The 26,038-nt window shown below is 70.6% G+C and carries 24 protein-coding genes and 1 pseudogene; 14 read left to right on the top strand and 11 right to left on the bottom strand.

The window, feature by feature from the left end; genetic code table 11:
* Positions 1 to 10 precede the first annotated feature (10 nt).
* Positions 11 to 331, top strand: coding sequence for a SorB family sulfite dehydrogenase c-type cytochrome subunit (sorB, locus tag A3862_RS15910; RefSeq protein WP_091970929.1), 321 nt, complete (start codon positions 11 to 13; stop codon positions 329 to 331).
* A gap of 49 nt (positions 332 to 380) precedes the next feature.
* Here sorB and A3862_RS15905 read toward each other — a convergent pair whose 3' ends face one another.
* Positions 381 to 1,820, bottom strand: coding sequence for a YncE family protein (locus tag A3862_RS15905; protein ID WP_056459978.1), 1,440 nt, complete (start codon positions 1,818 to 1,820; stop codon positions 381 to 383).
* 49 nt (positions 1,821 to 1,869) lie between these two features.
* Positions 1,870 to 2,268, bottom strand: a complete 399-nt coding sequence (gene copM, locus A3862_RS15900) for a CopM family metallochaperone (protein WP_111473748.1) — start codon at positions 2,266 to 2,268, stop codon at positions 1,870 to 1,872.
* Between the two features lie 197 nt (positions 2,269 to 2,465).
* On the opposite strand from copM, the gene A3862_RS15895 reads away from it, so the two are divergent.
* The 3 genes from A3862_RS15895 to A3862_RS15885 all read left to right on the top strand — a co-directional run bounded on the left by A3862_RS15895 (position 2,466) and on the right by A3862_RS15885 (position 4,715).
* The gene (locus tag A3862_RS15895) at positions 2,466 to 2,975 is read left to right on the top strand and encodes a sigma-70 family RNA polymerase sigma factor (protein ID WP_056459972.1); all 510 of its coding nucleotides are present in this window, start codon (positions 2,466 to 2,468) and stop codon (positions 2,973 to 2,975) included.
* Positions 2,972 to 3,769, top strand: coding sequence for an anti-sigma factor family protein (locus tag A3862_RS15890; RefSeq protein ID WP_091970823.1), 798 nt, complete (start codon positions 2,972 to 2,974; stop codon positions 3,767 to 3,769). The genes A3862_RS15895 and A3862_RS15890 overlap by 4 nt, the downstream gene beginning before the upstream one ends.
* A gap of 61 nt (positions 3,770 to 3,830) precedes the next feature.
* Positions 3,831 to 4,715 (top strand): LysR substrate-binding domain-containing protein, encoded by an 885-nt coding sequence (locus A3862_RS15885; RefSeq protein ID WP_056459965.1) that lies wholly within the window; start codon positions 3,831 to 3,833, stop codon positions 4,713 to 4,715.
* A gap of 13 nt (positions 4,716 to 4,728) precedes the next feature.
* On the opposite strand, the gene A3862_RS15880 is transcribed toward A3862_RS15885, so the two are convergent.
* The 3 genes from A3862_RS15880 to A3862_RS15870 all read right to left on the bottom strand — a co-directional run bounded on the left by A3862_RS15880 (position 4,729) and on the right by A3862_RS15870 (position 8,047).
* On the bottom strand, positions 4,729 to 5,820 hold the full coding sequence (locus A3862_RS15880; RefSeq protein WP_024830153.1) for a molybdopterin-dependent oxidoreductase: 1,092 nt from the start codon (positions 5,818 to 5,820) through the stop codon (positions 4,729 to 4,731).
* 65 nt (positions 5,821 to 5,885) lie between these two features.
* Positions 5,886 to 6,968, bottom strand: coding sequence for a YeiH family protein (locus A3862_RS15875; protein WP_024830154.1), 1,083 nt, complete (start codon positions 6,966 to 6,968; stop codon positions 5,886 to 5,888).
* 278 nt (positions 6,969 to 7,246) lie between these two features.
* Positions 7,247 to 8,047 carry a pentapeptide repeat-containing protein gene (locus A3862_RS15870; RefSeq protein WP_024830155.1) on the bottom strand — a complete coding sequence of 267 codons (801 nt, stop codon included), beginning with the start codon at positions 8,045 to 8,047 and terminating at the stop codon, positions 7,247 to 7,249.
* Between the two features lie 185 nt (positions 8,048 to 8,232).
* Here A3862_RS15870 and A3862_RS15865 point away from each other — a divergent pair, with 185 nt between their 5' ends.
* Positions 8,233 to 8,907, top strand: coding sequence for a Crp/Fnr family transcriptional regulator (locus A3862_RS15865; protein WP_024830156.1), 675 nt, complete (start codon positions 8,233 to 8,235; stop codon positions 8,905 to 8,907).
* Between the two features lie 381 nt (positions 8,908 to 9,288).
* Positions 9,289 to 10,578, top strand: coding sequence for a flavin monoamine oxidase family protein (locus A3862_RS15860; protein WP_111474357.1), 1,290 nt, complete (start codon positions 9,289 to 9,291; stop codon positions 10,576 to 10,578).
* Positions 10,579 to 10,583: 5 nt separating this feature from the next.
* On the opposite strand, the pseudogene A3862_RS15855 reads toward A3862_RS15860, so the two are convergent.
* A pseudogene (locus tag A3862_RS15855) lies at positions 10,584 to 11,124 on the bottom strand (LysR family transcriptional regulator).
* A 256-nt stretch (positions 11,125 to 11,380) separates the two neighbouring features.
* On the opposite strand from A3862_RS15855, the gene paoA reads away from it, so the two are divergent.
* The 5 genes from paoA to A3862_RS32100 are packed head-to-tail and all read left to right on the top strand — an operon-like array spanning position 11,381 to position 15,892.
* Positions 11,381 to 11,980 (top strand): aldehyde dehydrogenase iron-sulfur subunit PaoA, encoded by a 600-nt coding sequence (paoA, locus tag A3862_RS15850; RefSeq protein WP_236962116.1) that lies wholly within the window; start codon positions 11,381 to 11,383, stop codon positions 11,978 to 11,980.
* Positions 11,977 to 12,927: an FAD binding domain-containing protein gene (locus A3862_RS15845; RefSeq protein ID WP_111473746.1), complete on the top strand. Its 951-nt coding sequence runs from the start codon at positions 11,977 to 11,979 to the stop codon at positions 12,925 to 12,927. Before paoA ends, A3862_RS15845 begins: the two co-directional genes overlap by 4 nt.
* Positions 12,928 to 12,930: 3 nt before the next feature.
* The gene (gene paoC / locus A3862_RS15840; RefSeq protein WP_111473745.1) at positions 12,931 to 15,150 is read left to right on the top strand and encodes an aldehyde oxidoreductase molybdenum-binding subunit PaoC; all 2,220 of its coding nucleotides are present in this window, start codon (positions 12,931 to 12,933) and stop codon (positions 15,148 to 15,150) included.
* 23 nt (positions 15,151 to 15,173) lie between these two features.
* Complete coding sequence (locus tag A3862_RS15835) at positions 15,174 to 15,689, top strand: 5-amino-6-(5-phosphoribosylamino)uracil reductase (protein WP_236961312.1); 516 nt, start codon at positions 15,174 to 15,176, stop codon at positions 15,687 to 15,689.
* Complete coding sequence (locus tag A3862_RS32100; RefSeq protein ID WP_236962114.1) at positions 15,671 to 15,892, top strand: hypothetical protein; 222 nt, start codon at positions 15,671 to 15,673, stop codon at positions 15,890 to 15,892. The genes A3862_RS15835 and A3862_RS32100 overlap by 19 nt, the downstream gene beginning before the upstream one ends.
* Positions 15,893 to 15,973: 81 nt before the next feature.
* On the opposite strand, the gene A3862_RS15830 is transcribed toward A3862_RS32100, so the two are convergent.
* Positions 15,974 to 16,696 (bottom strand): SDR family oxidoreductase, encoded by a 723-nt coding sequence (locus tag A3862_RS15830; RefSeq protein WP_111473744.1) that lies wholly within the window; start codon positions 16,694 to 16,696, stop codon positions 15,974 to 15,976.
* A 106-nt stretch (positions 16,697 to 16,802) separates the two neighbouring features.
* Between A3862_RS15830 and A3862_RS15825 the strand changes: the two genes are divergently transcribed.
* The 3 genes from A3862_RS15825 to A3862_RS15815 all read left to right on the top strand — a co-directional run bounded on the left by A3862_RS15825 (position 16,803) and on the right by A3862_RS15815 (position 20,856).
* Entirely contained in the window at positions 16,803 to 17,777 is a 975-nt protein-coding gene (locus A3862_RS15825; protein ID WP_111473743.1) for a LysR family transcriptional regulator, read from the top strand.
* A 285-nt stretch (positions 17,778 to 18,062) separates the two neighbouring features.
* Positions 18,063 to 18,236: a hypothetical protein gene (locus tag A3862_RS31545; RefSeq protein WP_164706372.1), complete on the top strand. Its 174-nt coding sequence runs from the start codon at positions 18,063 to 18,065 to the stop codon at positions 18,234 to 18,236.
* 166 nt (positions 18,237 to 18,402) lie between these two features.
* Positions 18,403 to 20,856: a PAS domain-containing protein gene (locus A3862_RS15815; RefSeq protein ID WP_236961310.1), complete on the top strand. Its 2,454-nt coding sequence runs from the start codon at positions 18,403 to 18,405 to the stop codon at positions 20,854 to 20,856.
* Between the two features lie 82 nt (positions 20,857 to 20,938).
* Here the strand turns inward: A3862_RS15815 and A3862_RS31540 are convergent, their stop codons facing one another.
* The 4 genes from A3862_RS31540 to A3862_RS15800 all read right to left on the bottom strand — a co-directional run bounded on the left by A3862_RS31540 (position 20,939) and on the right by A3862_RS15800 (position 25,995).
* Positions 20,939 to 21,079: a hypothetical protein gene (locus tag A3862_RS31540; RefSeq protein WP_164706371.1), complete on the bottom strand. Its 141-nt coding sequence runs from the start codon at positions 21,077 to 21,079 to the stop codon at positions 20,939 to 20,941.
* Between the two features lie 101 nt (positions 21,080 to 21,180).
* Positions 21,181 to 21,531 (bottom strand): response regulator, encoded by a 351-nt coding sequence (locus A3862_RS15810; protein ID WP_236961306.1) that lies wholly within the window; start codon positions 21,529 to 21,531, stop codon positions 21,181 to 21,183.
* Between the two features lie 70 nt (positions 21,532 to 21,601).
* Positions 21,602 to 25,183, bottom strand: coding sequence for a PAS domain S-box protein (locus A3862_RS15805; RefSeq protein WP_111473740.1), 3,582 nt, complete (start codon positions 25,181 to 25,183; stop codon positions 21,602 to 21,604).
* Positions 25,180 to 25,995, bottom strand: coding sequence for a Crp/Fnr family transcriptional regulator (locus A3862_RS15800; protein ID WP_111473739.1), 816 nt, complete (start codon positions 25,993 to 25,995; stop codon positions 25,180 to 25,182). Before A3862_RS15800 ends, A3862_RS15805 begins: the two co-directional genes overlap by 4 nt.
* Positions 25,996 to 26,038 lie beyond the last annotated feature (43 nt).

Raw genomic sequence — 26,038 nt, 5'->3', positions numbered from 1 at the left:
AGTGACGACGATGACCCGCATCACCCTCGCCCTCGCGGCGGCCCTCGCCCTCGCGACCGGCGCGGCGCTCGCCGCGCCGAAATCCTACGCGGTGCCGGAGCCGACCGCGGAGCTGCGGGCGCCGAAGGCCGGCATGCACGCGGAGGGCTTCGAGGCGGCCCAGGCGAACTGCCTCGTCTGCCATTCGGTGGACTACATCGCGATGCAGCCACCGGGCAAAGGCGCGGCCTTCTGGGAGTCCGAGGTGACCAAGATGGTCAAGGTCTACCACGCGCCGATCGACGCGGCGCAGGCCAAGGCCATCGCCGCCTACCTCGCCGACACCTACTGAGGCGAGGCGGGCAACAGGGGGGCGGTCCGGCGACCGCCCCCTCGTCCCGTCAGCGCGGTGCCTGGGTCTGGACCGTCGCGCCGGTCTCGCCGGGCTTGCCCTCGACGATGACGAGGCTGCGCCGCGTGGCTTCGTTGGCGTTCTGCGTCACCTGCCGGATCGGACCGACGGCGTTGACGATGGCCGCGCCCGCCGGGTTCGTCATGAAGGCGGCGAGCGGCTCGAGAAGCCCCGTGCCCTTTGGATCGGCCGCGAGGGCCAGGACGTAGGGCTTCTTCGGCGTGAGGCCCGTCACCGCCGCCTGCAGGGTCTGCAACACGCCCTGGTCGAACAGCGTGACCTGCGTGGCCGCCTTGCCGTCCGGGCCGGCCAGCGTCAGCGTGCTTGATTGGCCCGCCGCGCCCAGCGGCTGGAGGTTCGGCGCACCCGCTCCCTCCGGCACCGCCTCCGGGACGTAGGCCACCCCCTGCGGCCCCTGGCCGACCGGGATCGTGGCGATCACCGCGTTGCTGCCGGTGTCGATCACCGCGACCGCGTCGGCATTCTCCAGGCCGACATAGATCCGCGAACCGTCGCCCGAGGGCCAGAGGCCGTGCGGGAGCGCGCCGGTGGGAATCGTCGCGACCTGCGAGAAGTCGTCGGTGCGGAACACCTCCACTCGGTTCAGGCCGCCGACCGTCACGTAGGCGAACTGCCCGGCCTTCGTGCGCGCGATGTTGACGTGGTTCGTGATCGGTCCCGTCTCGATGGTCTTGAGCGCCTTGAACGGCGGCGTGGCCTCGAACACTTGGACGCGGCCGACGTCCTTGAGGGTGAACCACACCTGCTTTCCGTCGGGCGTCGCCGCGATGTCGGGGCAGAACGGGCTCTCCTGCTTGATCCGCCCGACGATCTCGCGGCTCTTCACGTCGATGGCGACCGTCTCGGGGCTGAAGCTGGAGCAGACGTAGCCGTAACGCCCGTCGGGCGAGAAGATCGTCATGCCGGGCCCGTTCGGCACCGTGATCCGGCCCGTCTCCCGGCCCGTACCGGCGTCGAGGATCGCGACGTAGTCCTCGCCGCGCACGCTGACCCAGACCTCGCGCCCGTCCGGCGTGAAGAACGCCTCGTGCGGCGAGCGCCCGACATAGGTCGTGCGGCGCACCGTGTTGGTGGCGGTATCGATGAAGCTGACCGAGTTCGAGCCGATCGAGACGGCGAGCAGAGTCTTGCGGTCGGGCGAGAAGCCCATGCCATGCACGAGGAGCTGGCCGCGATAGAGCGGGCTCAGGTTCGCGGGCGTCGTGTCGCCGAGGCGGATCACGCCCAGAAGCGTGTTGGCGGCGGGATCGATCACCGAGACCGTGTTGGAGAACTGGTCCGAGGTATAGAACCGGTCGCGCGGGCCGACGGGCACGTCCGGCGCCGAGGCGGGCCCCGGCGCTTGGCCCGCCAGGGCGGTCCCGCCAAGGAAGGCGATCAGCAAGGTCGCCGGAATGAGTTGTCGCATCGTGGGGGTCTCTTCGCTCTGATTGCTGGGTCGGTAAGCGGCGATCGGCTCAGTGATGGTGGCGGGGCGGGGCCTGCGGCGGCGTGGCTGACACGGCCGGTCGCTCGGCGAGGGCGCGGCGCATGACCTCGATCTCCTGCGCCTGCTCGACAATGATGCCCTGCGCGAGCCGACGCAGGACCGGGTCGCGGCCGTAGGCGAGTTCGGCCTTAGCCATCTCGATCGCGCCCTGATGATGCGGGATCATCATGGCGGCGAAGTCCCGGTCGGGATCGCCGGACGACACCACCGCCATGTCCGCGTGCATCCGCGCCATCGATTGGGCCATCATCGCATCGAAGCCGCCGGGGGCGGTCTCCGCATGCCCGGCGCGCATCATCATCCCGCCAGCCAGGACGCCTCCGGCCATGAGCAGTGTGATGAGGATCGCCGTCGGTGCTCCGCGCATGGTCTCTCCCGCAGTGTCGAGGTCACGCGGGGAGAGATGCCGGCCGGGCCGGGATATTCCCCGCCGCTCCCGGCTAATCGATCACGGATGCGTGATCAGCTTACCGGGGCGAGGCTTGGAATAGTTCGGGCGTTTCCGGCATCTCTCATCCGAGCGGCGGCGCGGGCCTTGCCGTCGGCGCGAACCGGAGACCGCCCTTGGACGACCTCGCCGTCCTGATCGAACCGCAGATCCCGGCCCTGCGGCGCTACGCGACCGCGCTGTTGCGGCAGCGCGAGGCGGCCGACGACCTCGTCCAGGACACGCTGGAACGGGCGATCCGCGCTTGGCCGCAACGCCGCGAGGGCGATCTGCGGGCGTGGCTATTCGCGATCCTGCGCAACCGCTACCTCGAAGGCGTGCGCCGCCGCCGGGGCATTGAGGTCGGCCCGGAGGCGCTGATGGAGATTGCGGAGGTCGGGGTCGATCCCGAGGCGGCCGTGGGCGCGCGGGACGTGCTCGACGGGATCGCCGCGCTTCCCGAGGAGCAGCGGTCCGTCTTGCTCCTCGTCGCGGTCGAGGACATGTCCTATGCCGAGGTCGCCACCGTGCTCGCGGTCCCCATCGGCACCGTGATGTCGCGCCTCAGCCGGGCACGCGGCCGGATGCGCGCTTTCCTCGATCAGGCCCCGACTATCGTCACCGGGCATCTGCGGAGGGTGAAATGACCGCGTCCGACCCGCGTCCCGTCGGCGAGGACGATCTGCACGCCTTCGTGGACGGACGGCTCGATCCAGGCCGCCGCGACCGCGTCGAGGCGTGGCTCGCTGCGCATCCGGAGGCGGCCGCCCGGGTCGCCGCCGACCGGGCGGTGCGGGAACGCCTGCGGGCGCGCCTCGCGCCCGTGGCGGACGAGCCGATCCCCGCCCGCCTGCGCATCGCGAATCTCGCGGGCCCACGCCGGAGGCGCATCCCGCGCTGGTGGCCTAACGCGGCGGCGGCGGCGCTCCTGCTCACCGTCGGCGGCGCGGCCGGGTGGGTCGGGCGCGGCGCCGTGCCGAGCGCTGGCGCCCCGGCCGAACCAATGACGCAGGCGGCCGTCTCTGCCTTCCGCACCTACGTGGTCGAGGCCGCCCATCCGGTCGAGGTCCGCGCCGACGGCTCGACCGACCTCGTGCGATGGCTCAGCGCGCGCCTAGGCCGACCCGTCACCGTGCCGGACCTGCGGGCGCAGGGCTTCCGGTTGATGGGCGGGCGCCTGCTCCCCGCCGGAGACGAGCCGGCGGCGATGCTGATGTACGACGACGACCGGGGCACCCGCCTGACGCTCTACAGCCGGGCCGGGCCGACCGGCGGGCGCGGCGTGTTCCGTTATGCCCGCGCCGACGACGTCGCCGCCTTCTCGTGGATCGACGCCGGGATGTCTTACGTGGTGACGGCCCGCACGGACGAGGCGCGGCTGCTCCGGGTCGCCGAGGCGGTCGATGCGCAGGTCTCGGGCAAGCGCGAAGGCGCGCGGTGACGCTCGTATCCGAACCCTGCCGGACCACGCCGGCCAAGGCCTCCGCCGAGCCCGAGACGCCATGACCCTCGACCAGTTGCGCATCTTCGTGGCGGTCGCCGAGCGCCAGCACGTCACGCGGGCGGCCGAGGCGCTGAACCTCGTCCAGTCGGCGGTCAGCGCCGCCATCAACGCCCTGGAGAGCCGGCACGCCGTCAAGCTGTTCCACCGGGTCGGCCGGGGCATCGAGTTGACCGAGGCGGGCGGCGTCTTTCTCGGCGAGGCTCGCGCGGTGCTCGCCCGCGCCCAAGCGGCCGAACTCGTGCTCGCGGACCTCAGCGGCATGCGGCGCGGCACGCTGGCCATTCAGGCGAGTCAGACCATCGCCAGCCACTGGCTTCCCCGGCACCTCGTCGCCTTCCGGGCGGCCTATCCCGACATCGTCCTGCGGCTCGGCATCGGCAACACCGCAGAGGCCGCCGAGGCGGTCCGGGCGGGGACGGCGGAACTCGCTTTCGTGGAGGGCGCGATCGACGACGGCAGCCTCGCGAGCGCCCCGATCGCCGAGGATCGGCTGGTCCTCGTGGTCTCGCCCGGCCACCCGTTGGCCGCATGCGCGCGGCCGGGACGATCCGATCTCGCGTCAGTCTCTTGGGTTCTGCGCGAACCCGGATCGGGCACGCGCTCCGCCTTCGAGGCGGCGATCACCGCACTGGGCATCGCACCGGACGCACTCACGGTTGCCCTCGAACTGCCGTCGAACGAGGCGGTCCTCGCCGCCGTCGTGGCAGGGGCCGGGGCAAGCGTTCTGTCCGAAGCGGTGGTCGGACCCTCGCTGCGAACCAGAGCGCTCGTCGCCGTGCCCTTCGCCCTGCCGACGCGGACCTTCCGGGTCCTGCGCCACAAGGAGCGCTACCGCAGCCGCGCCGCCGACGCGCTGCTCGACCTGATCCGTGCCGCTCCTTGATCCGTCGCGGAACTCAGGCGACCTCGACCCTCACACAGTGCCAGGAAGCGCTGAGATAGCCCTTGAAGTTCCACGTCTCGTCCGGCCGCGCCGGTTGGGTCTGCCCAGCGGCGTCCCAGGCGCGCACCACGAGGTCGCGCTCGCCGGACGGAAGGTCCAGCACGATCTCCCAGAACGTCCAGGCGAAGGGGGCGCCGGCCTCGTGTTCCAGCACGGCTTGATGCCAGGACCGACCGCCATCGCTTGAGACATCGACGCGCACGACCGCCCGGTCTCCCGCGATGGCGTACCCGCGGACGGTGGTCTCGCCCATCTTGAGCCGGGCTCCGCGTGCGGGCTCGCAGATCGCGGCGTTGAGCGGCATCGTCTCGATGGTGTGGCCTTTCGCCGGATCGGCGGTCTCGGCCGTCACGTCCGGCGGGAACAGCTTGTAGTCGTCGGCTTGCATCGGGTTGGTCGAGGGGTGGTCCTGCACCGTGATGCGCTTCAGCCATTTCGGGCTGCGCACGCCTGCGAAGCCCGGCACGACGGCTCGCACGGGGAAGCCGTGTTCGGGCAACAGCGGGGCCCCGTTCATCGCGAAGGCCAGCAGCGTCTCGTCGGCGACCGCCTTGGCGAGCGGGATCGAGACGCCGTAGAACTGGCCCTCGACCACATCGTGGCTCTCGAAGGCCACGTGGAGGTCCGAGTGGAGGTTCGCTCCCGGCGCTACGCCCGCCGCACGCAGGACGTCGCCGAGGCGGATTCCGGTCCAGTCCGCCGTCCCGATGGCGCCGCCGTCCCAGGGATCGCCCGAGACCGGGGCCACCGCCCGCATATCGGCGCGGCGGTTGCCGGCGCACTGCATCGTGGCCGTGACGGTCGCCTCGGGAAAACGCGCGCGCAGATCCGCCAGCGACAGATCGAGGGGGCCGACACCCGCGCCGTCGATGGACAGACGCCATGTGGCGGGGTCGATCTCCGGCAGGTCGCCGTGGGAGCGGACGTAGAAGTCTTCCGCAGGGGTCCGGTAACGGGCCCGCAGGCGAGTCAGCGGCGGCTCGGCGTTGTAGGGGCGCTCCCCATGAACGATCAGGCGCGCCATACGCTCGGTCAAGCTCGACATCGGGTGTCTCTATCGCAGAAGGTCGGAGCTCAACGCGCGCGGACGCGCCAGGTGGCAGGCCTCTGTCAGGCGATGCCGAGCAGGCGGATCAGCCCGAGGCTCACGGCCGTGAGGGCGGCGAGCGAAGCGACCACCGCCAGGGTGACGCGCGGTCCCGCCTTGGCGACGCTGCGCACGTCGACGCCGAGGCCGAGGGCCGCCATCGACACGATGGTCAGCGCGTTCGCCGTCGCGGCCATGGGGTGCAGAGCCCCTTCGGGAACGAGCCCCGCCGAGCGAAGACCCGCCAGGGCCAGGAAGGCTAGGATGAACCACGGCACCAGCCGGTGCAGCGGCATCCGGCCCGGGGCGGGGCGCTCATCGACCGCCTGGGACGGTACGGTCGCGTCCGTTTCCGCCCGCAGCCGGCCGATCCCGAGCGAGAGAGCCAGGACCACCGGCCCGAGCATCAGCACGCGGACCAGCTTGACCAGGGTGCCGACCTGGACGCTGAGGGCGGCCACCGGCGCGGTTGCGGCGAGAACCTGCGGCACGGCGTAGACCGTCAGCCCCGCGAGCACGCCGTACTGCATCGGCGAGAGGCCGAGCAGGGGCACGAGCAGGGGCAAGCCGAGAACGACGAGAACGCCGAGCACGGCGGTGAAGGCGATGGACGAGGCGACGTCCTCGCCGTCCGCGTCGATCACCGGGGCCGCCGCCGCGATCGCCGAGTTTCCGCAGATCGAGTTGCCGCAGGCCACGAGGATGGCGAGACGCGGGGCCAGCCCGAGAGCCCGGCCAATGCCGTAGCTCGCCGCGATGGCGAGAGCCACCACCACCGCGATGCCGACGAGAAGCCCCGGCCCGGCCGCGAGCAGCGTCCCGAGGCTGAGCGAGGCGCCGAGCAGGACGACGGCGATTTCCAGGACGGTCTTGGCGCCGAACGCGATACCGTGAACGAAGCGCCGACCTGGGCTCCAGGCCGTGCGGACGGCCGTGCCCAGCACGATGGCGAGGACCAGAGCCTCCAGCCACGCACGGCCGAAGATATGTTTCTCGACCCTCTCCAGCCCGAGGGCGACGCCCGTCACCGCGAGGCAAAGGCTCAGGCCGGGCAGGATGGAAGGCAGGGCAAGCGCGCGTGATCGGAGAAATGCTGCTGCGGGCATGGTGCGTGCACCTCGTGGAATGGATCTGCTACGACCATGACCGCATCCATTCGTTCGCTCCAACGGAACGTATCAATCGTTTTGATCACATGATGCGATGATTTGGCTGGCGACGACGAACGTCGTGCTTCGGACTGAAGCGAGCCTTGTCGATCGGGCAACCCGAGTTTGTGGCTTCGCTGATATGCAAGGAACGTTGCAGATCCCCGCTGACTGGGTCTCCGGAGACACAAGCCGTTGAGGTCAGCGGCGGGCCGTCAGGTCGGTGAACGGGCGCGTCAATTGGATGCCTGAGTGACGGCACGGTCGATGTTCACCCTCTCCGCCCAGTCCTTGGCCTCGGACTGACCCTTGAGGTTGATCAGCCGGGCACCGCTGACGTCGACGTTCTTGAAGTCCGCGCCCGTGACCGTAGCACCGGTCAAATTGGCCCCGGACAAGTCCGATCCCATCAGCACCACGCCGGTGAGATCGGCATCCTTGAGATTCGCATACTCCAGGCGTGACCGGCCGAGGTTGGCTCCCCTGAGGTTCGCGCCCGACAGGTTCACCGAGGTGAACACCGCCCGCATCAGACCCATGGACTGATTCTTGATGTCGGCTCCGCCCTTGAGATCGACCAGCGTGGCGCCGCTCATGTTGGCGCCCTTGAAATCGCCGATGGGCATGGACCGGCTGAGGTCGGCCTCGCTGAGGTTGGCGTCCCGCGCCGTGATGCCGAACATCTTCGCGTCTGCGAGCTTGGCGCCGGAAAGGTCTGCCTTCAGGAGCCATGCCTGTTCGAGGTTTGCGCCGCTGAGATCGGCGCCGCGCAGATTGGCCTTGTTCAGGCGCGCAGTGCGTAAGTTGACGCCCCGGAGATTCAGCCCCGAGAGATCGAGCCCCGACAGCGCCTTGTCGTGCAGGTCGATGGGCTTTCCGTTCGCGTCCTGGATCATCGCCTCGACGTCGGCGCGGCTCATCTCGGCCTTCGTCATGGCGGGTGAGGACATATCGGCACCGAGCAGCAGATCTTGTTCGGCCGCGGCAGGGCCGGCAGCGAAGACGGCGAGCATGAAGCTGAGGGCGAAACGGCGCATCGGTTTACTCCCGGCGGGCGCCACGCATGGCGGGCACCCTTATCGTGTTCGTTGTGTCGCGATGCTATGCCGGGCCGCTGCACCCGGTCGGTGACCCCGGTCACACAAATCAGGCGCGGCGGGAGAAAAGCGCAACGCGCGCCGGACGATCAACCCGTCGTCATGGCCGGGGGACCACGCCAGCCATGACGGATGCCCAGAAGGTCGAGCGGTGGATCGATCGGTTTCCGCTCCTACAGGCTCTCAGCCCGGCGCACCTTCAGATCGCTCGGGGAACCGTGCATTTCCCGGTGCTGGATGCAGGCGCCATCGCCTACGAACTGAATGGCGAGTGTGCCAACTACCTGATGTGCCTGGAGGGACGCACGCGGATCTTCCGGATGTCGGAGGGCGGACGCGAGGTGCTGATCTACAAGGTTGGCCCGGGTGGCACCTGCGCCCTGACCACCCAGTGTCTCCTGTCTGGCGGCACCTTTCCAGCGCAGAGCGTGGCCGAGGAGCGGACCGAGCTCGCGGCCCTGCCGGACAGCACGTTCCAGCACCTGATGGGCGACAGCGCGGCGTTCCGCAGCTTCGTCATGGATGATTACACGCGATTGATGTCCGGCCTGTTCACGCTGATCGACGAGGTCGCGTTCGCACCGCTGAAGCAGCGCCTCGCGCAACGGCTCCTGGCCGAGGCTGATCCGCGGGGCGTCGCCGCGGTGACTCATCAGAAACTCGCGGACGATGTCGGCAGCGTGCGCGAGGTGGTGAGCCGCATCCTGGCACAATGGGCCGAGGCGGGCCTAATCGAACTTCGTCGAGGCGCGGTCGAGATTGTTGACCGGACCCGCTTGGAGGCCGCAGGGCGGCGGTGACTGGCGGCGTGCTGGTGTCCATTTTTGAGGCCGACGCCAATCGAGCTTTACGACTGGGTTGGTTCGGCAGGACCTTGTCTGCTCTTTTTGGCAAGCCCTCCCCAGAGCAGACAGGCCACTACTGGCCAGAAGTTGCCGAACCGTGTCCATTGAACTGCCTGGAAGCGGACATTCCGACCGTCTGCAATGGGTCAGCAGTTCGCCTGCCGCTTTCTTAACTGTCGGCGGACCGCGCGACCACGAAGGCTGGCATCGTGGCCTTCCCGAAAGTGCTGACGGGGTGGCAATTGCCGATATGGCCGGTGCCCGCCCCAGCTAGAGACGACGCCCGAAGACCGCCGACGCTTGCCCCACTTGCCGGCCGACCTCACCTACGGCTCCATGGGCAGCGAGTTCGACGTCATCATCGTAGGGGGAGGCGCCGCCGGTGTCGGCGCGGCGCGACGGCTCACGGCGCACGGGAAGACGACGCTGCTCCTTGAGGCGTCGTCGCGCCTGGGAGGCCGCGCCTTCACGCAGGAGCTCGGGCGATACCCGCTCGACCTCGGTTGCGAATGGCTGCACTCGGGCGACCGCAACGCCTGGGTCGGCATAGCCGAGGCGTCCGGGTTTCCGGTCGACCGGAGCGACCCGCCGTGGGCGAAGGTGCACCCCGGCATCGCCTGGAGCGAGGACGACGAGGAGGCGGCCCGGAAGGCGTTCGGCGATTGGGAGGAGCGGCTCCGGGCGGTCGCGCAGGCCAGCGACCGGGCGAGCGACGCCATGGAGCTCGGGGGCGAGTGGAACCCCTACGTGCGGGCCATCGCAGGCTTCATGAGCGGGGTCGCGCCCGAGGCAGTCTCGGCCACCGACTACCTCGCCTACGATGATGCCTCGACGGGCAAGAACTGGAACTTGCCGCTCGGCTACGGCACCCTGGTCGCCGCCAGCCTCCCGCCCTCGGTGACGCTGCGCCTGGCCACCCCCGTCGAGCGGATCGACCTGACGGCGGACGGCGTCGCCGTCTCGACGCGGGCCGGCACCGTCCGCGCAAGGGCCGCCATCCTCACGGTCTCGACCGCGGTCCTGGCCGGTGACGCGATCCGCCTGCCTCCCGGGACCGAACCCTGGCGCGAGGCGGCGGCCGCCCTTCCGCTGGGTTGCAACGAGAAGGTCTTCCTTGAAATCACGCGCAAGTCCGCATTCGAGCCGGACTCCCACGCCTACGGGAACCTGCGCGACGCGCGGTCCGCCGCCTACTCGATCCGACCGAACGGCTGGCCTGTCATCGAGGCGTTCCTCGGCGGCGAGGGCGCCCGCATCCTGGAAGAGGAGGGCCCCGCCGCCGGCTTCGCGTTCGTGTCTGCCGAGCTGACCGGCCTGTTCGGCAGCGACGTGGCGTCGGCGGTCCGTCCGCTGGCGGCGACTTCCTGGAGCCGGATGGCGTCCGTCAGCGGCGCCTATAGCTGTGCCCTCCCGGGCCAATCACAGGCACGGGCGCGGTTGGCCCGGCCCTTCGAGGACCGGCTCTTCTTCGCGGGAGAGGCGACGCACCCCCACGACTTCACGACGGCCCACGGAGCCCACGACAGCGGGCAGAGGGCCGCCGACGAGGCCTTGGCGGCCCTGCGCGACAGGGACCGCCAGGGAGGGCGCGTCGCCATCGCCGAGCCGACGCGGCCGGCCGGGTAGGGACCTCAGCCGCGGTAGCGCAGCGCGTCGACCAGAACGGCCAGCGCCGGCTCCGGCTCACGCCGGCTCGGGTAGTAGAGGTGATAGCCTAGGAACGGGTCGCACCAGTCCTCCAGCACCCGGACGAGGGTCCCCGCTTCCAGGTGCGCCCGCACCCCGTCCTCGAACAGGTAGGCGATCCCGAACCCGTCCAACGCGGCCTGGAGGAGTAGCGGCTCGGTGTTGAACACCAACTGTCCCTCGACCCAGACCCTCAACTCTCGCCCGTCCTTCTCGAACTCCCAGGCGTAGAGGCCGCCATGCGTCGGCAGGCGCAGGTTGATGCAGGCGTGCGCGGTAAGGTCCTCCGGGCGCTGCGGCTTCGGTCGGCGTGACGCTGCGCGTCGAACGGTTCAGCAGGCGCAACCCGACCCGCGCCTCCAATCCGTTCATGGCGTGGCTCAGCGCCGACTGCGTGACCCCGAGGCGCTTGGCGGCCCGGGTGAAACTGCCCTCGTTCGCCACGGTGGCGAAGGAGAGCAGGTCGGTCATGTCCTGTCTCGCCATCGCCCATCCCCGGCCGAGCGAGTTGTCCCTGGTCCCGTACCACGACGGCGCGAGGATCCATAAGCCTGGCTCATGAGCCTATGTGCAAACAGGGCCTGATCGTTGCGGCCAAGCGCCGTACCTTGGAGCCTATCCAAGCTGTCGGGGTTGCCCGGGCATCCCCTGAACGATGCCGGCCTTCGGTCGGTCATCCCCCGCAAGCTCGGAGGCCGCGATGGGTCGTCCCGGAGACATCTCATTGAATCGGAGAGACATGATGGTCGGAGCATCCGCCGCGGCGGCCCTGGCCGCCACGCCAGCCGGCGCCCGCACCGACGCGGCCCTCGGCGGCACCGACAAGCCCGTGATGGCAAAGGTATCGCTCACCGTGAACGGGCAGCGCCGGGAGCTTGAGCTCGATACCCGCACCAGCCTGCTCGACGCCGCGCGGGAGCACCTGCACCTGACCGGCTCCAAGAAGGGCTGCGACCACGGCCAATGCGGCGCCTGCACCATGATCGTCGACGGGCGGCGCATCAACGCCTGCCTGACGCTCGCCGTGATGCACCAGGGCAGCGAGATCACCACCATCGAGGGCCTGGGGCAGCCCGAGAACCTGCACCCGATGCAGGCGGCCTTCGTGAAGCACGACGGCTACCAGTGCGGCTACTGCACGCCGGGCCAGATCTGCTCCGGCGTGGCGGTACTCGCCGAGATCAAGGCTGGTATCCCAAGCCACGTCACCGCCGACCTCACCGCGCCGACGCAGGTCACCGAAGCCGAGATCCGCGAGCGCATGAGCGGCAACATCTGCCGCTGCGGCGCCTACTCCAACATCGTCGAGGCGATGACCGAGGTCGCCGGGAGGCCCGCATGAAGTCCTTCACCTATGAGCGCCCGTCGAGCCCGGCCGAGGCGGCCGCCGCGGTCGCGCGCACGCCGAACGCCAAGTTCATCGCCGGCGGCACCAACCTCCTCGACCTGATGAAGTTGCAGATCGAAACGCCGACGCACCTCGTCGACGTGAACGGCCTGAACCTGGACAAGGTCGAGGCGACGCCGGAGGGTGGCCTGCGCATCGGGGCGCTGGTGCGCAACACCGACCTCGCCGCCGACGCGCGGGTGCGCAAGGATTACGGCGTCCTCAGCCGGGCTCTGCTCGCGGGGGCCTCGGGCCAGCTCCGCAACAAGGCGACCACCGCCGGCAACCTGCTGCAGCGGACCCGCTGCCCGTACTTCTACGACACGGCGCAGCCCTGCAACAAACGCCAGCCCGGCAGCGGCTGCTCGGCGCTCGACGGGGTGAGCCGGTCGCTCGCCGTCATCGGATCAAGCGAGGCCTGCATCGCTACGCATCCGGGCGACATGGCGGTGGCCATGCGGGTCCTCGACGCAACCGTCGAGACCGTCGACGCCAAGGGGGCCGAGCGGAAGATCGCCATCGCCGATTTCCATCGCCTTCCCTATGACAGGCCCGAGGTCGACACGACCCTGAAGCCCGACGAGCTCATCACGGCGGTGACGCTGCCGAAGCCGGTCGCCGGCACGCACATCTATCGCAAGGTCCGTGACCGGGCCTCCTACGCCTACGCCCTGGTCTCGGTGGCGGCCATCCTCGGCAAGGACGGCGGCGGCCACGTCGCCTTCGGCGGCGTCGCCCACAAGCCCTGGCGGGTCGAGGCTGCGGAAGCCGACCTGCCGCGAGGCGCCAAGGTGGTGACCGACAAGGTCTTCGCCGGCGCCAAACCGACCGAGGACAATGCCTACAAATTGAAGCTCGCCGAGCGCACGCTTGCGGCGGCGCTCAACCAAGCGAGGGCCTGAGCCATGAAGTTCGATACCCCCGCCGGCCAGAACCCCATCGACCAACTTAAGGTCGTGGGCAAGCCGACCGACCGCATCGACGGCAAGTACAAGACCACCGGCACGGCGCCCTACGCCTACGAGCGCCACGACGTGGCGGCGAACCAGGCCTACGGCTACGTCCTCGGCGCCGGCATCGCCAAGGGGCGCATGCGCCGCATCGACACCGCGGCGGCAAAGAGGGCGCCCGGCGTGCTCGCCATCGTGACGACCCTTGAGCATCCCCGCATGGAGCGGGGAATGATGAACGCTGCCTACCTGTTCGGCGGCGACGAGGTGCAGCACTACCACCAGGCCATCGCGGTCGTGGTGGCCGAGACATTCGAGCAGGCCCGGGCCGCCGCCTTCCTCGTGAAGGTCGACTACGCCCCCACGGCGGGCAAATTCGATTTGGCGGCCGAAGCGAAGGGCGCCAAGCCCGTGCCGGGCGACAGCGGCGAGGGCAGCGCCGGCAACGGAGAGGAGCGGGTCGGCGACTTCGAGGGGGCCTTCGCGCAGGCGCCTGTCCGGTTCGACGAGACTTACTCCACCGCCGACGAGAGCCACGCGATGATGGAGCCGCACGCGACCATCGCGGCGTGGGACGGCGACAAGGTCACCCTCTGGACCTCGAACCAGATGATCGCCTGGGGCCATGGCAGCCTCGCCAAGATCCTCGGCGTCCCGAAGGAGAACGTCCGCCTCGATTCCCCCTACGTCGGCGGCGGGTTCGGCGGGAAGCTGTTCGTGCGCGCCGACGCGGTCCTGGCGGCGCTCGGGGCCAAGGCGGCCAAGCGCCCCGTGAAGGTGGCGCTGACCCGGCCGCTCGTCATGAACAACACCACGCACCGGCCCGCCACGATCCAGCGGGTACGGATCGGCGCGACGAAGGACGGCACCATCACGGCCATCGCGCACGAGAGCACCTCGGGAAACCTGCCCGACGGCGACCCCGAGACGGCGGTGAACCAGACCAAGCTGCTCTATGCCGGCGCCAATCGCCTGACCGCGATGAAGCTCGCACATCTCGACCTGCCCGAGGGCAACGCCATGCGCGCGCCCGGCGAGGCGCCGGGCCTGATGGTCCTGGAGGTCGCCATGGACGAGATGGCGGAGAAGCTCGGGATCGACCCGGTCGAGTTCCGCATCCGCAACGACACCCAGGTCGACCCGCAGGACCCGAAGCGCCCATTCTCGCACCGTGATCTGGTCGGTTGCCTGAAGCTCGGGGCCGAGAAGTTTGGCTGGTCGAAGCGCAACGCGAAGCCGGGCCAGGTTCGCGACGGGCAATGGCTCGTCGGCATCGGCATGGCGGCGGCGTTCCGCAACAACATGGTGATGAAGTCCGGCGCGCGGGTGCGGCTGGCCGCCGACGGTACGGTCACGGTCGAGACCGACATGACCGACATCGGCACGGGCAGCTACACCATCATCGCCCAGACCGCCGCCGAGATGATGGGCTTGCCGCTCGACAAGGTGGTTGTCCGCCTAGGCGACTCCGCCTTCCCGGTCTCGTCCGGGTCCGGCGGGCAGTTCGGCGGCAACTCCTCGACGGCCGGCGTCTATGCGGCTTGCGTGAAGCTGCGCGAGGCGGTGGCGCAGCGCCTCGGCATCAACTCGGCCGACGCGGTGTTCGCCGACGGGCAGGTGCGGGCCGGCAACCGCGCGGTGCCGCTCGGCGAGGCGGCGAGCAAGGGTGAGGTTTCGGCCGAGGACACCATCGAGTTCGGCGACATCTCGAAGAAGCAGCAGCAATCGACCTTCGGGGCGCATTTCGTCGAGGTCGGCGTCGACGCCTACACTGGCGAGACCCGGGTCCGCCGGATGCTGGCGGTGTGCGCGGCCGGGCGCATCCTCAACCCGAAGTCGGCCCGCAGCCAGGTCATTGGCGGGATGACCATGGGCACGGGCGCGGCCCTGATGGAGGAGCTCGCGGTCGACACCAAGCGCGGGTTCTTCGCCAACCACGACCTCGCTGGGTACGAGGTGCCGGTCCACGCCGACATCCCGCATCAGGAAGTCATCTTCCTCGACGAGGTCGACCCGATGTCTTCGCCCATGAAGGCCAAGGGCGTGGGCGAGCTCGGCATCTGCGGGGTCGGCGCGGCGGTGGCGAACGCGGTCTACAACGCCACCGGTATTCGGGTTCGGGATTACCCGATCACCCTCGACAAGCTCCTCGACCGCATGCCGGAGGCGGCATGAGGCGGGGCGAAGGAGGCAAGCCGATGCGTCCGAAGATCATCTGCCACATGGTGACGTCCATCGACGGCAAGCTGCATCCGAGCCGGTTCACCAGGCCGGCCGCCGGCGTCGACGCCGGACGGCTCCGCAAGCACTACGACGAGGTCTCCGCTAAGTTCGGCGCTCAGGGCTGGATGTGCGGGCGCGTCACCATGCAGGAGATCTCGAAGGGGAAGGCCCGGACGGTGACAGGGCCGGGCGTCTCCTCGCGCGAGCCGTTCGTCGGCGACCGGAAGGACCGGGACCTCGCTGTCGCCATCGACCCGCACGGCAAGGTGCATTACGGGCAGGACCACCTGCACGGCGACTACGCCGTGGCCGTCCTCTCGGAAGGGGTGTCCGACGCCTACCTGGCGGAGTTGCGGGAGGACGGCGTGTCCTACGTGTTCGCCGGCCCGGACGGACGGGACCTCGCCAAGGCCATGAATGCGCTGGGCGAGGTGTTCGGCGTGGAGACCTTGCTGCTGGAGGGGGCGCCGGCATCAACGGCGCTTTCCTGAAGGCGGGGCTCATCGACGAGATCAGCGTGCTCATCCAGCCTGCCGTGGATGGCCTCGCGGGCGTGCAGACGATCTTCGAGTACCAGGGCGGGCCCGACGAGCGCCCAGGGGCTGGGCAGGCGCTCCGCCACTTCCACACCGAGACGCTTGAGGGCGGCATGGTCTGGCTTCGATACCGGGTCGAAGAGGCACCGGGGAGCTGACACCGAGCGAGGAAACTGTCCCACCGTGACTGCGGTGGGTAGGGTTCGCGGTGACAGGCAGGCCGCGGCGGGTGACGGCGCTCAAACGAGACGGGCGCCGCCGTCGACGTGCAACGTCTCGCCGTTCATGAAGCCGTTGCCCATCAGGAAGACGACCGCGGCGCCCGCCTCCTCCGCCGTGCCGAGGCGGCGCTGCGGCAGCTTCTCGGTGAGCGCGGCGACGTAGGCGTCGCGGTGGGCGCCGAGCGTGCGGGCCAGGAGCGGGGTGTCGGTGGTGCCTGGCGAGAGCGTATTGACCCTCACCGGGGCCAGTTCGAGGGCGAGGCCGCGCGCGAACGCCTCCATCGCGGCCGAGGCGGCGGCGAGGACCGCGGTGCCCTGGGCGCTTGGGCGATCCGCCAGGGCACCGGAGATGAAGGTGACGGAGCCGTCCCGGGCCAGCCGGTCGCCGAGCGCGCGTAGGGTGTGCACCGCCGCCCAGATCCGCTCGTCGAAGGCGCGCTTCAGGTAATCGACCTCGGCCTCCAGCACCTTGCCGGCCACGAAGGTGCCGGCGAGCAGGACGAGGTGGTCGACTCGGGGGACGTCGGCGAGCGCCGCCGCGATGGTCTCGGGGCGGGTCACGTCGGCGGCGCGCCAACCGGCAAAGCCGTTCTCGGCGGCCACGCGCTCGGCGCCCTCGGCGTTGAAGCCGACCACGATGACCTCGGCGCCCTCCGCCTTGGCCTGTTGGGCGGCCGCGAGGCCGATGCCGGAGGTGCCGCCGAAGATGACGACGGTGCGGTCCTGAAGAGTGCTGTTCATGACGATGATCCTTCCCGACGGCGCCCCGATGGCGCCTGTGGGAAGAAGGATGGGGCAGCGCTTCGAGCTTGATAATCGGGCTTGTTGTCGGTTCACTCCTGCCTTCATGGAACAGATCGGCCTCGACCGGCTCACCGGCATCATCGCCTTCGCGCGATCGGCCTCGCTCGGCAGCTACACGGCCGCCGCGCGCTCGCTGGGCATATCGCCGTCCGCGGTCAGCAAGAGCGTGCAGCGGCTGGAAGGGCGGCTGGGCCTGAGCCTGTTCACCCGGACCACGCGTTCGCTGACCCTGACGCCGGAGGGCCGCGACCTGCATGAGCGGGCGCTGCGCCTCCTGCGCGAGGCCGAGGAGATCGAGCAGGCCGCCGTGGCAGCACGCTCGGAACCGGCCGGCGTCCTGAAGGTGACGGCGCCCGTTCCGGTCGGCGTGCACCTGCTGGCGCCGGCGCTTCCGCGCTTCCGCGAGCGCCACCCGCGGCTATCCGTCGACCTGCGCCTCGGCGACCGCTTCGCCGACCTCGTCGAGGAGGGCATCGACGTCGCCATCCGCGTCGGGGAACTCTCCGACTCCCGATTGGTCTCCCGGCGCCTCGCGCCGCACCGGCTCTGCGCGTTCTCGTCGCCCGCCTACCTGGAGCGCCGCGGGACTCCGAGGCACCCCGACGAGCTGGTCGACCACGACTGCGTGAACTTCCGTTTCCAGAGTACGGGCCAGGCCCTGCGCTGGCCGTTCCGGATCGGCGGCCGCACGGTCGAACTGGCCCCGGACGCCGGCATCGTCACGGATTTCAGCGACGCGGTGGCGACCATCCTGGTGGCCGGCGGCGGCATCGGCATCTCGCCGACATACATCGCAGCCCCCTACGTCGAGCGGGGCTTGCTGGTGCCGGTCCTGAAGGAGTTCGCGGTCGAGCGTTCCGTCATCACCGCGCTGTGGCCCGAGAGCCGTCGCGGCAGTCCGAACGTGAGGGCGTTCCTGGCTTTCCTCGGGGAGGTGTTCCCGTCCCCGGCCCCGTGGGACGGCAAGCTTGCGGTCCTGGCGCTCCACAAAGACCCCGGGAATGGGACCGCGTCATGAAGGGAATAGCGGAGCTCCACGTCGGGCGGGCTTCCCTGACGCCGTCGGTGATCCTGCCGGGGCCCAGGGCGGTGATGGCCCGGGCCGCGACTTCGCACAATAGTTCGCTCACGCCGGGCACGCTCGGGAGGAAGATCGACGCCCCGTCCTCCACGGCCGTTACTTCGAGGCGCTGGGCGAGGGCCACGGCGGCGATGCGGCAAGTCTGACCGGATTACCGTGGATCGGCCGCGACCTCCCGGCCACTTCCGCGTTATCCTCCGCTGTCGAGCGAGGGGCGTGGCGATGGAAGGCGACGAGGGCACCGACGACCTTCCCACGGTCACGGAGGACATCGGCCTGCCGACGCCGCCCAGTCCCGGCCGCGTGCCCCCGCCGAACCTGCCGCCGGCCGATCCCGGGGAGGGCGACATCGGAGGCGAGCGTCCCGCGCCCGCGCCGCCTGGGGACGAGGCGTGACAGGCCGTCCGATTGCCCGGGCCACCTTCGTGGGCGATAGGCCCCGCATGCAGACCGGGCCGTTCCTTGTCACCTCTACACTTGGCTCGTGCGAACTCCCGGGCAACTTGCCGCCGTGCCTCCCGGATCGGGCAGGCCGAACAGCGGTCGCGGGGTCCGGTCCGGCGTGAGCGAACCATTCCCGTTCCTTCCATCGGGCGGCGTCACCGGCGCCGAGATCCGGGCGCGCGACTGGTCCGACAGCTCCCTCGGTACGCCGGAGGCGTGGTCGCCGGCCCTGAAGTCCACGCTCGCGCAGATGCTGTCGTGCCCGACGGCGATGTTCCTCGCCTGGGGCCCGGACCTGCTCTGCTTCTACAACGACGCCTACCGCCCGATCCTCGGCTACCGGCTCGACACGGCCCTGGGCCGGCCCTTCCGGGAGGTCTGGGCCAGCATCTGGGATGAGATCGGCCCCCTCGTCGACAAGACGCTCGCCGGCGGGAGCATGACCCTGACCGACATGCCGCTCGACCTCTCGCGCGACGGCACGCCCGAACGCAGCTGGTGGTCCTTCACCTACTCGCCGGCCATCGACGAGGCCGGCAAGGTCGCCGGCCTGCTCTGCGTCACCGGCGAGACGACCACCCGCGTCCTCGGAGAGGCGGCGTTGCGCGAGAGCGAGGATCACTTCCGGCACACCGTCGAACTGAACCCGCAGGTTCCCTGGACCTGCGACCCACAGGGCAACATCACCTCGTTCTCGAACCGATGGCTGACCCTGACCGGCCAGGGGCCGCGCGAGCCCTACGGGTCCGGTTGGATCAGGGCGGTCCATCCCGACGACGTCCCATCGACGGTCACGGTCTTCACGGCGTGCCTCGCCTCGGGCGACCCCGTCGACGTCGATTACCGGCTCCGCATGGCCGCGACGGGCGATTACCGCTGGATGCGCGCCCGCGCCCAGCCCCGCCGGGACGGGACCGGGGCCATCGTCGCCTGGTACGGCGTCGTCGAGGACATCCACGACCGCAAGCTCGCTGAGCGGGACCTGCGCGAACTCAACGCTCACCTGGAACGCCGGGTCGAGGAGGCGCTCGCGCAGCGCAAGCTCTGGGCCGACGTGTTCGAGGTCACCGACGCCCTCGTCTGCGCCCTCGGCCCGGACTTCCGGCTGCTCGCCCTCAACCGCGCCTACGCCGACGAGTTCGAGGCCATCTACGGGGTCCGCCCACGGGTCGGCGACGACCTGATCGGGCTCCTGTCGGACGTTCCCGAGCAGCAGGCCCAGGCGCGGGCCGTCTGGGCGCGGGCGTTGTCGGGCGAAGCGTTCACGCTGGTCGAGGAGTTCGGCGACCCCGACCGCAAGAGGCCCTACTACGAACTGGCCTTCACCCCGCTGCGCGACGCCGACGGCGGCCGGATCGGCGCCTTCCAGTACGCGACCGACGTGACCCAACGGCTGCGCGACCTGGAGCAACTCGCCAAGGCAGAGGAGGCCCTGCGCCAGGCCCAGAAGATGGAGGCGGTCGGGCAACTGACCGGGGGCGTGGCCCACGACTTCAACAACCTGCTGACCATCATCCGCTCGTCGGTCGACCTGCTGCGCAAGCCCGACCTGCCGGAGGAGCGCCGCCGCCGTTACATGGACGCGGTTTCCGACACCGTAGACAGGGCCGCCAAGCTCACCGGCCAGCTCCTCGCCTTCGCCCGCCGCCAGTCGCTGATGCCCGAGACCTTCGATGTCGGCGCGCGCATCGCCGCGACCGCCGACATGCTGGCCTCGGTCTCCGGCGCCCGCATCCGGGTCGTCGTAGAGGTACCGCCGACGGTCGCCTGCCACGTCTTCGCCGACCCGAGCCAGTTCGAGACGGCGCTGATCAACATGGCGGTCAACGCCCGGGACGCGATGGACGGCGAAGGCACTGTCACCCTGCGGCTCGAATGTCGGCGAGGCCTGCCCGAGATCCGTGGGCATGCCGGCACGAGCGGACCGTTCGTGGCGGTCTCGGTGACCGACCAGGGGGCGGGCATTGGCCCGGCGGTTCTCCCGCACATCTTCGAGCCCTTCTTCACGACGAAAGAGGTCGGCAAGGGCACCGGCCTCGGCCTCAGCCAGGTCATCGGGTTCGCCAAGCAGTCGGGCGGCGACGTCGACGTCGCGAGCGAACCCGGCCGGGGGACGACCTTCACCCTCTACCTGCCCCAGGTCGAGGCACCCGCGAAGGACGCCCCGGAGGAGCCGAAGGCGGCCCCCGACGGACGGGCGCTCCGCATCCTCGTCGTCGAGGACAACCTCGACGTCGGGCGGTTCTGCACGCAGATCCTGGAGGAGCTCGGCCACGCTACCGTCTGGGCGAAGAACGGCGAGGAGGCCCTCGCCACGATCGAGCGGGACCCGGACCGGTTCGACGCGGTGTTCTCGGACGTGGTGATGCCCGGCATGGGCGGGGTCGCGCTGGCCCGGCGCCTGCGGACGCTCGTCCCCGAGCTGCCCATCATCCTCACGTCCGGCTACAGCGACGTGCTGGCCCGCGAGGGCACGCACGGCTTCGACCTCGTGCGCAAGCCCTACTCCGCCGCCCAGGTCGCCGAGGCGTTCCGCGTGGTCCCGGGACGGTTGCGTATCCCTGCCGGCTGACGCGGACGGAGCGGTGCGGCCTCTTCGCTCCCCGCGAACGACAGGCGGCGGGACGCGTGCGCGCGACCCGCCGCCCAGGGTCTCAGGTCCGGTTGATCGGGCCGGGCGGCTGCGGCGCCGGCGGCTCGGTCGGCGGATCGCCCTCGGGAGGGGCCGTGTCCGGCGGCGGGTCGCCGATGGGCGGCATCGGGTCGTCCCCCGGGCGCGGCGTGTCCGATTGCATGGTGGGTTTCCCTATCCGGCCCCCAAGGCCGTGAGCGGACGTCAACGCGCTCGGGTCCCGGGGGATGCGCCCATTGGCGGGGGGACGAGGTTTCGTCCACTTCAACCGTGCGCGGCCCTCGCCGCCAGCGCCTCGCTGATGGCCTCATGCAGACGGCTTTCCAGATAGGGACGGGCGACGAAGGGAATGCCGTCAGGCAGGTCCCCGGGCCGCGGGGCCACCAGCGCCGAGACGACCACGACGGCCATGTTCGGGCGGCGGCGCATCACCTCGCGCGCGAGCGCGAGGCCGTCCATCGGTCCCGGCATGCGAACGTCGGTGACCACCAGCCCGACCGCGTCGTCGAGCCTTTCGAGCGCCTGGGCCGCGTTGCCGGCCTCGACCACGGCATAGCCGTCGGCCTCCAGGAGGTCGCGGACCTCCAGGCGGCAGAGCATCTCGTCCTCGACCACCAGGGCTGTCGTCGCGCTCGGGTTATCCGTCATGGCAACCGGTCGCCCGGCCCTTCGTTGCGTCGCACCCTCATGCGACCGCCTGGAAATCGGCCAGCGAGGCCTCGACGACACAACTCACCCCCTCGGGGCGATAGTCGAGGGCGAGGCTGGCGTTGACCTGCGCCGTCAGCCCACGCTCGATCAACCGCGATCCGAACCCCTTCCGGGTTGGCGGCACGACCGGCGGGCCCCCGCGCTCGGTCCAGGCGATGCGCAGCCGCGGCGCCCCCTCCGTTCCGACCAGGGACGCGTTCACCGCGACCTCGCCGTCCGGCACCGACAACGAGCCGTACTTGACCGCGTTCGTCGTCAACTCGTGCAGGGTCAGCGCGAGGGACAGCGCGGCCTTGCCGCCGATCTCGACGTCCGGCCCGGCGAACGAGACGCGCCGACCGGCCGATTCCTGCACGCCGACGCCCTCCCGGACCACGGCCGACAGGGAGGCGCTCTCCGCGGCACCGCCGAGGAGCACGTCGTGCGCCTTGCCGAGCGCGACCAGCCGGCTGCCCAGGACCTCGCGCGCCGCCTCCATGTCGGTGGCGCCGCGCAATGTCGAGGCGGCGATGGCCTGCACCATCGCCAGCAGGTTCTTCATACGGTGCGAGAGCTCCTGGTTGAGCAGCTCCTGCCGTTCCTCGGACCGACGGCGGGCATTGATGTCGGCCACGGCGACGACCGCACCGACCTTCTTCCCGGCCTCGTCGCGCATCGGCGCACCCGCGATCTCGATCCAGAGGCGGCTGCCGTCGCCGCGCTGGTACTCGCACCGCATCTCGGCGTGCTCGACCCCCTCCCGGATGAGGCGGCTCAGCGGGTACTCCTCCGGCGCCACCCGGTTACCGTCCTCATGGAAGGCGACCCACTCACCGTAGCTGTCGGCGTCGGGCGAGGGTAGGACGGGATGGCGAAAGATCTCCTCCAGCCGCCTGTTGCCGCCGATGATGCGGCCGGAGGGCGCCTCCGCGAACAGGATGCCGACCGGCACCGTATCCAAGACCGCCCGCAGGGTCGCCTCGCTAGCTTGCAGCGCCTGGCGCGCCCGCTTCTGTTCGGTGAGGTCGCGGGTGACGGTGCCGTAGCCGAGCCTGCGTCCGTCGGCACCGCGCACGGGGAAGAGGTTGTAGAGGACCGGGACCGCGGCCCCGGTGACCATGTGCCGGAATTTCAGCTCGCCCTCCCAGAAGCCGTCCCGCTCGACCGCCGGCAGCACCTCGTCGAGGACGCGCGAGTGCTCCTCCGGCATGAAGTAGTCGACGATGGGCATGGCCCGGGCCGCGGCGAGGTCGGTCAAGCCGATCAGGCGCCGGCCGGCCTCGTTGACGAAGTCGACGCTCCCGTCGGGAGCCGCCAGGCCGATGAAGTCCTGGCTCTGCTCGACCAGGGCGGCGAGGCGACGCGTCTCGGCATCCGCCCGGCGCTGGTCCCCGACGTCGACCAGCACGGTCACCGCGGCCTGGATCGCGCCCTCGGCGTCACGCACGGGACCGCTCGACACCTCCAGGAGGCGCACCTCGCCCGTCCCGGGGTTACGGTAGCGCATCTCCTCGCCGCGCACCGTCTCGCCCTCCCGCAAGGCGCGCAGGGTCGGGTACTCCGCCGGATCGTACCGGCGACCATCCGTGTGCAGGGCACCGTAGGAGACGTAGCGGGCGTCGCCCTCCGTCCCGAGCCCGTGGCCGAGAAGCTCCTCGGCCTTGGCGTTCAGCGACGACGGCACGCCGGCCCCGGCCCCGGCGATGGAAATGCCGACCGGGGCCTGGCGGAAGATCGCCTCCAGCAGGCCGCGCTCAAGCCCGAACCGCCGTTCGCTCTCGCGCAAGGCGTCCTCGGCCTGCTTGCGCTCTGTCAGGTCGAGCATCGCGCCGATCATCCGGACGGCCCGGCCGGCCTCGTCGCGCAGGACGTAGCCCCGGTCGAACACGTGCGCATAGGAGCCGTCCGCGCGGCGAAAGCGGTACTCGTCCGACCAGGCCGTGCCGGCGCCGTCGATGACGGCGTGGATCGAGGCGTCGACCCGTGCCCGGTCGTCGGGATGGATCTGCGCGATCCACCAGTCGCCGGTCGGCTCCACCGCGTCCGAGGCGTGGCCGTAGGCCTCCCCGAGGGCTTCGTTCCAGAGAACGTGGTTGGTGGCGAGGTTCCAGTCCCAGATCGCGTCGTTGGTGGCACGCGCCGCCAGCCGGTAGCGGTCTTGGCTCTCCTGCAGCCGGAGGGCGCTTTGCTTCTGCTCCGTCCGGTCGCGCAGGATCTTCACGAATCCGATGGCCGCGCCGCCCTCGTCGCGCAGCACCATCATCTCGCCGTTGGCCCAGAAGCGGCTGCCATCCTTGCGCAGGTGCCAGCGCTCGTCGATGCCCCGACCTTCCTCCAGCGCGGACCGCATCTCAATGGCCGGGATGCCGTCGCGTCGGTCTTCGGCCGTGAAGAATGCGTCGGCAGGCTTTCCGCACATCTCCTCGGGGTGCCATCCGAGGATCCTGGTCGCCCCGGCGTTCCAGTCCGTGACCTTGCCGTCGAGGTCGAGCAGGACGATGGCGTAGTCGTGCGCGCTGTCGAACACGGCGCGGCGCCGGTACTCGGTCCGGGCGGCCGCCCTCGTCGCGGCGAGCTCGCCTGCCTCGGCGAGCCCGGAGGCGACCGAACTGGCGAAGACGCCCAAAACCTGCAGGTCATCCTCCGCGAAGGCGTCCGGGCTGCTCGACTGAAGCTTCAGCACGCCGACCGCGACGCCGCCGCGCCGCACAGGCACCAGAAGGCAGGACCTCATCCGCAGGCTTTCGGCGAGATCCCGCTCGACCCGATGGTCTTGCTGTATGTCGGGAACGCGGAGCGGCACGTCGTCGAGGTAGCAGGCACCCGCGAGGCTTCCACGGACCGGGAGGCGAAGACCCAGATGAGGCGCGAGCGCGTCGGTGACGGCACGGTAGACCAGGGAATCCCCTTCGCGGATCTCGACCGCGCCGGCCTCGGCGGTGGGCACGGCGCGCAACGCGCCGGCGAGCACGGCGCGGAAGCTCGCGTCGAGGTCGCCGCCGGCCGCCGCGACCCCCGCGAGGGTCCAGGCTACCGCCTCGCCCTGGCGCCAAGCGCAGTCGCGGTCGGCGAGCGACCGGCGCAACAATAGCTGGTCCATGACCTGCCGGGCGAGCGCCTCCAGGTCTTCGACCTGTTCCGCGATCAGGCCGCCCGGGCGCGGGACGTGGTCGATCACGCACAGGCTACCTAGCACCTGGCCCTCGGGCGTGCGCAGCGGCGCGCCGGCGTAGAAGCGCAGGTGCGGCACGCCGGTCACCAGCGGGTTTCTCCGGGTCCGGGGGTCGAGCGTCAGGTCCGCGATCTGCAGGACGCCCGGCTCCGCGAGAACGAACTTGCACACCGAACGGTCGAGGTCGGTCTCGCAGGGCGGGAAGCCGGCACGCGCCTTGAACCACTGGCGGTCGCGGTCGACCAGGCTGATCAGGGCGACGGGCGCGGCGCAGAGGCGGCGCGCGAGGTTGACGATGTCGTCGAAGCCGCGCTCGGGCGGCGTGTCGAGGATGTCGAACGCGGCGAGCGCGGCGAGGCGCGCGTCGTCCTCGACGAGGGGCCGGTTCGTGAAGTCGAGGTTCACGGAGCCAGCTCCCTAAGCGTGACCGTGGGAGAGGGTGGCTTGAGCCTGTCCGGCTCGCTAGCGTCGACGGCAACTATCCGGCCGCCCGGGGCGTAGATGGCCCCGAGAACCTCGGCGAAGTGGTGCCGTACGGCGGCGTGGCACTCGCACGAGGCCGCCTCGGCCCGCGCCCGGTCCGGAAGCGTCAGCCGCCTATGGCCGATCTCGATCAAGCCGTCGCGTCGCAGGCGTCCCAACACCTCCGTGAGGTAGGCGCGCCGAACCCCGAGCATGTCGGCCAGCACCTCATGGGTCACCGGCAGGTCGGGCGTCCCCAGCCTATCCTGCAGGGTCAGGAGCCAGCGCATGCAGCGTCGCTCGATGGTGTGAGCGGCGTTGCAGGCGACCGACTGCAGCACCTGCGCCAGCAGGCAGTCGGCGTAGCGCACGAACAGGTCGCGAACGGTCTTCGAGGCGTGCTTGGCCTCGGCCAGGCGGTCGGCGTTGATGCGGATGACCGGGCCGGCGACCTGCACCACGGCCTGCCCGAAGGCTGGCAGGTAGCCCTGGCTGACCACGCCGCCGATGGCGCCTTCGCGACCGACGGTGGCGGTCTCGACCGACTTGCCGTCCTGGAGCGGCACCACGAGCGTCACGACGCAGCCCTGGGCCGGGAAGGTGACGTGGCTGACGTCGTCGCCGGCCCGGAACAGCACGTCGCCGCGTCCGACCTCGCGCCGCTCGGCATGCGGGGCCAACAGGCCGCGGTCGGCGTCGTGGAGGGCTTCGAGCAGCAGGTTGCCGTCGAGGGAGCGCAGGGGGGATTTTGTCACGGAACTTCGTCGGTCGGCGGCAATCGGGTTGTCCAGTAGCGAA

This window comes from Methylobacterium sp. XJLW, assembly GCF_003254375.1.
Lineage (GTDB): Bacteria > Pseudomonadota > Alphaproteobacteria > Rhizobiales > Beijerinckiaceae > Methylobacterium > Methylobacterium fujisawaense.
This window is presented reverse-complemented; position numbering and strand designations above follow the sequence as displayed.

Coding starts and splice junctions, on each gene's coding strand:
- A3862_RS15880 (WP_024830153.1), bottom strand. CDS start 5,820: ATGTCGAGCTTGACCGAGCGTATGGCGCGCCTGATCGTTCATGGGGAG.
- A3862_RS15835 (WP_236961312.1), top strand. CDS start 15,174: ATGCGTCCGAAGATCATCTGCCACATGGTGACGTCCATCGACGGCAAG.
- A3862_RS15875 (WP_024830154.1), bottom strand. CDS start 6,968: ATGCCCGCAGCAGCATTTCTCCGATCACGCGCGCTTGCCCTGCCTTCC.
- A3862_RS15845 (WP_111473746.1), top strand. CDS start 11,977: ATGAAGTCCTTCACCTATGAGCGCCCGTCGAGCCCGGCCGAGGCGGCC.
- copM (WP_111473748.1), bottom strand. CDS start 2,268: ATGCGCGGAGCACCGACGGCGATCCTCATCACACTGCTCATGGCCGGA.
- A3862_RS31540 (WP_164706371.1), bottom strand. CDS start 21,079: ATGCAATCGGACACGCCGCGCCCGGGGGACGACCCGATGCCGCCCATC.
- paoA (WP_236962116.1), top strand. CDS start 11,381: ATGGTCGGAGCATCCGCCGCGGCGGCCCTGGCCGCCACGCCAGCCGGC.
- paoC (WP_111473745.1), top strand. CDS start 12,931: ATGAAGTTCGATACCCCCGCCGGCCAGAACCCCATCGACCAACTTAAG.
- A3862_RS15860 (WP_111474357.1), top strand. CDS start 9,289: ATGGGCAGCGAGTTCGACGTCATCATCGTAGGGGGAGGCGCCGCCGGT.
- A3862_RS15825 (WP_111473743.1), top strand. CDS start 16,803: ATGGAACAGATCGGCCTCGACCGGCTCACCGGCATCATCGCCTTCGCG.
- A3862_RS15830 (WP_111473744.1), bottom strand. CDS start 16,696: ATGAACAGCACTCTTCAGGACCGCACCGTCGTCATCTTCGGCGGCACC.
- A3862_RS31545 (WP_164706372.1), top strand. CDS start 18,063: ATGGAAGGCGACGAGGGCACCGACGACCTTCCCACGGTCACGGAGGAC.
- A3862_RS15905 (WP_056459978.1), bottom strand. CDS start 1,820: ATGCGACAACTCATTCCGGCGACCTTGCTGATCGCCTTCCTTGGCGGG.
- A3862_RS15885 (WP_056459965.1), top strand. CDS start 3,831: ATGACCCTCGACCAGTTGCGCATCTTCGTGGCGGTCGCCGAGCGCCAG.
- A3862_RS15870 (WP_024830155.1), bottom strand. CDS start 8,047: ATGCGCCGTTTCGCCCTCAGCTTCATGCTCGCCGTCTTCGCTGCCGGC.
- sorB (WP_091970929.1), top strand. CDS start 11: ATGACCCGCATCACCCTCGCCCTCGCGGCGGCCCTCGCCCTCGCGACC.
- A3862_RS15865 (WP_024830156.1), top strand. CDS start 8,233: ATGACGGATGCCCAGAAGGTCGAGCGGTGGATCGATCGGTTTCCGCTC.
- A3862_RS15890 (WP_091970823.1), top strand. CDS start 2,972: ATGACCGCGTCCGACCCGCGTCCCGTCGGCGAGGACGATCTGCACGCC.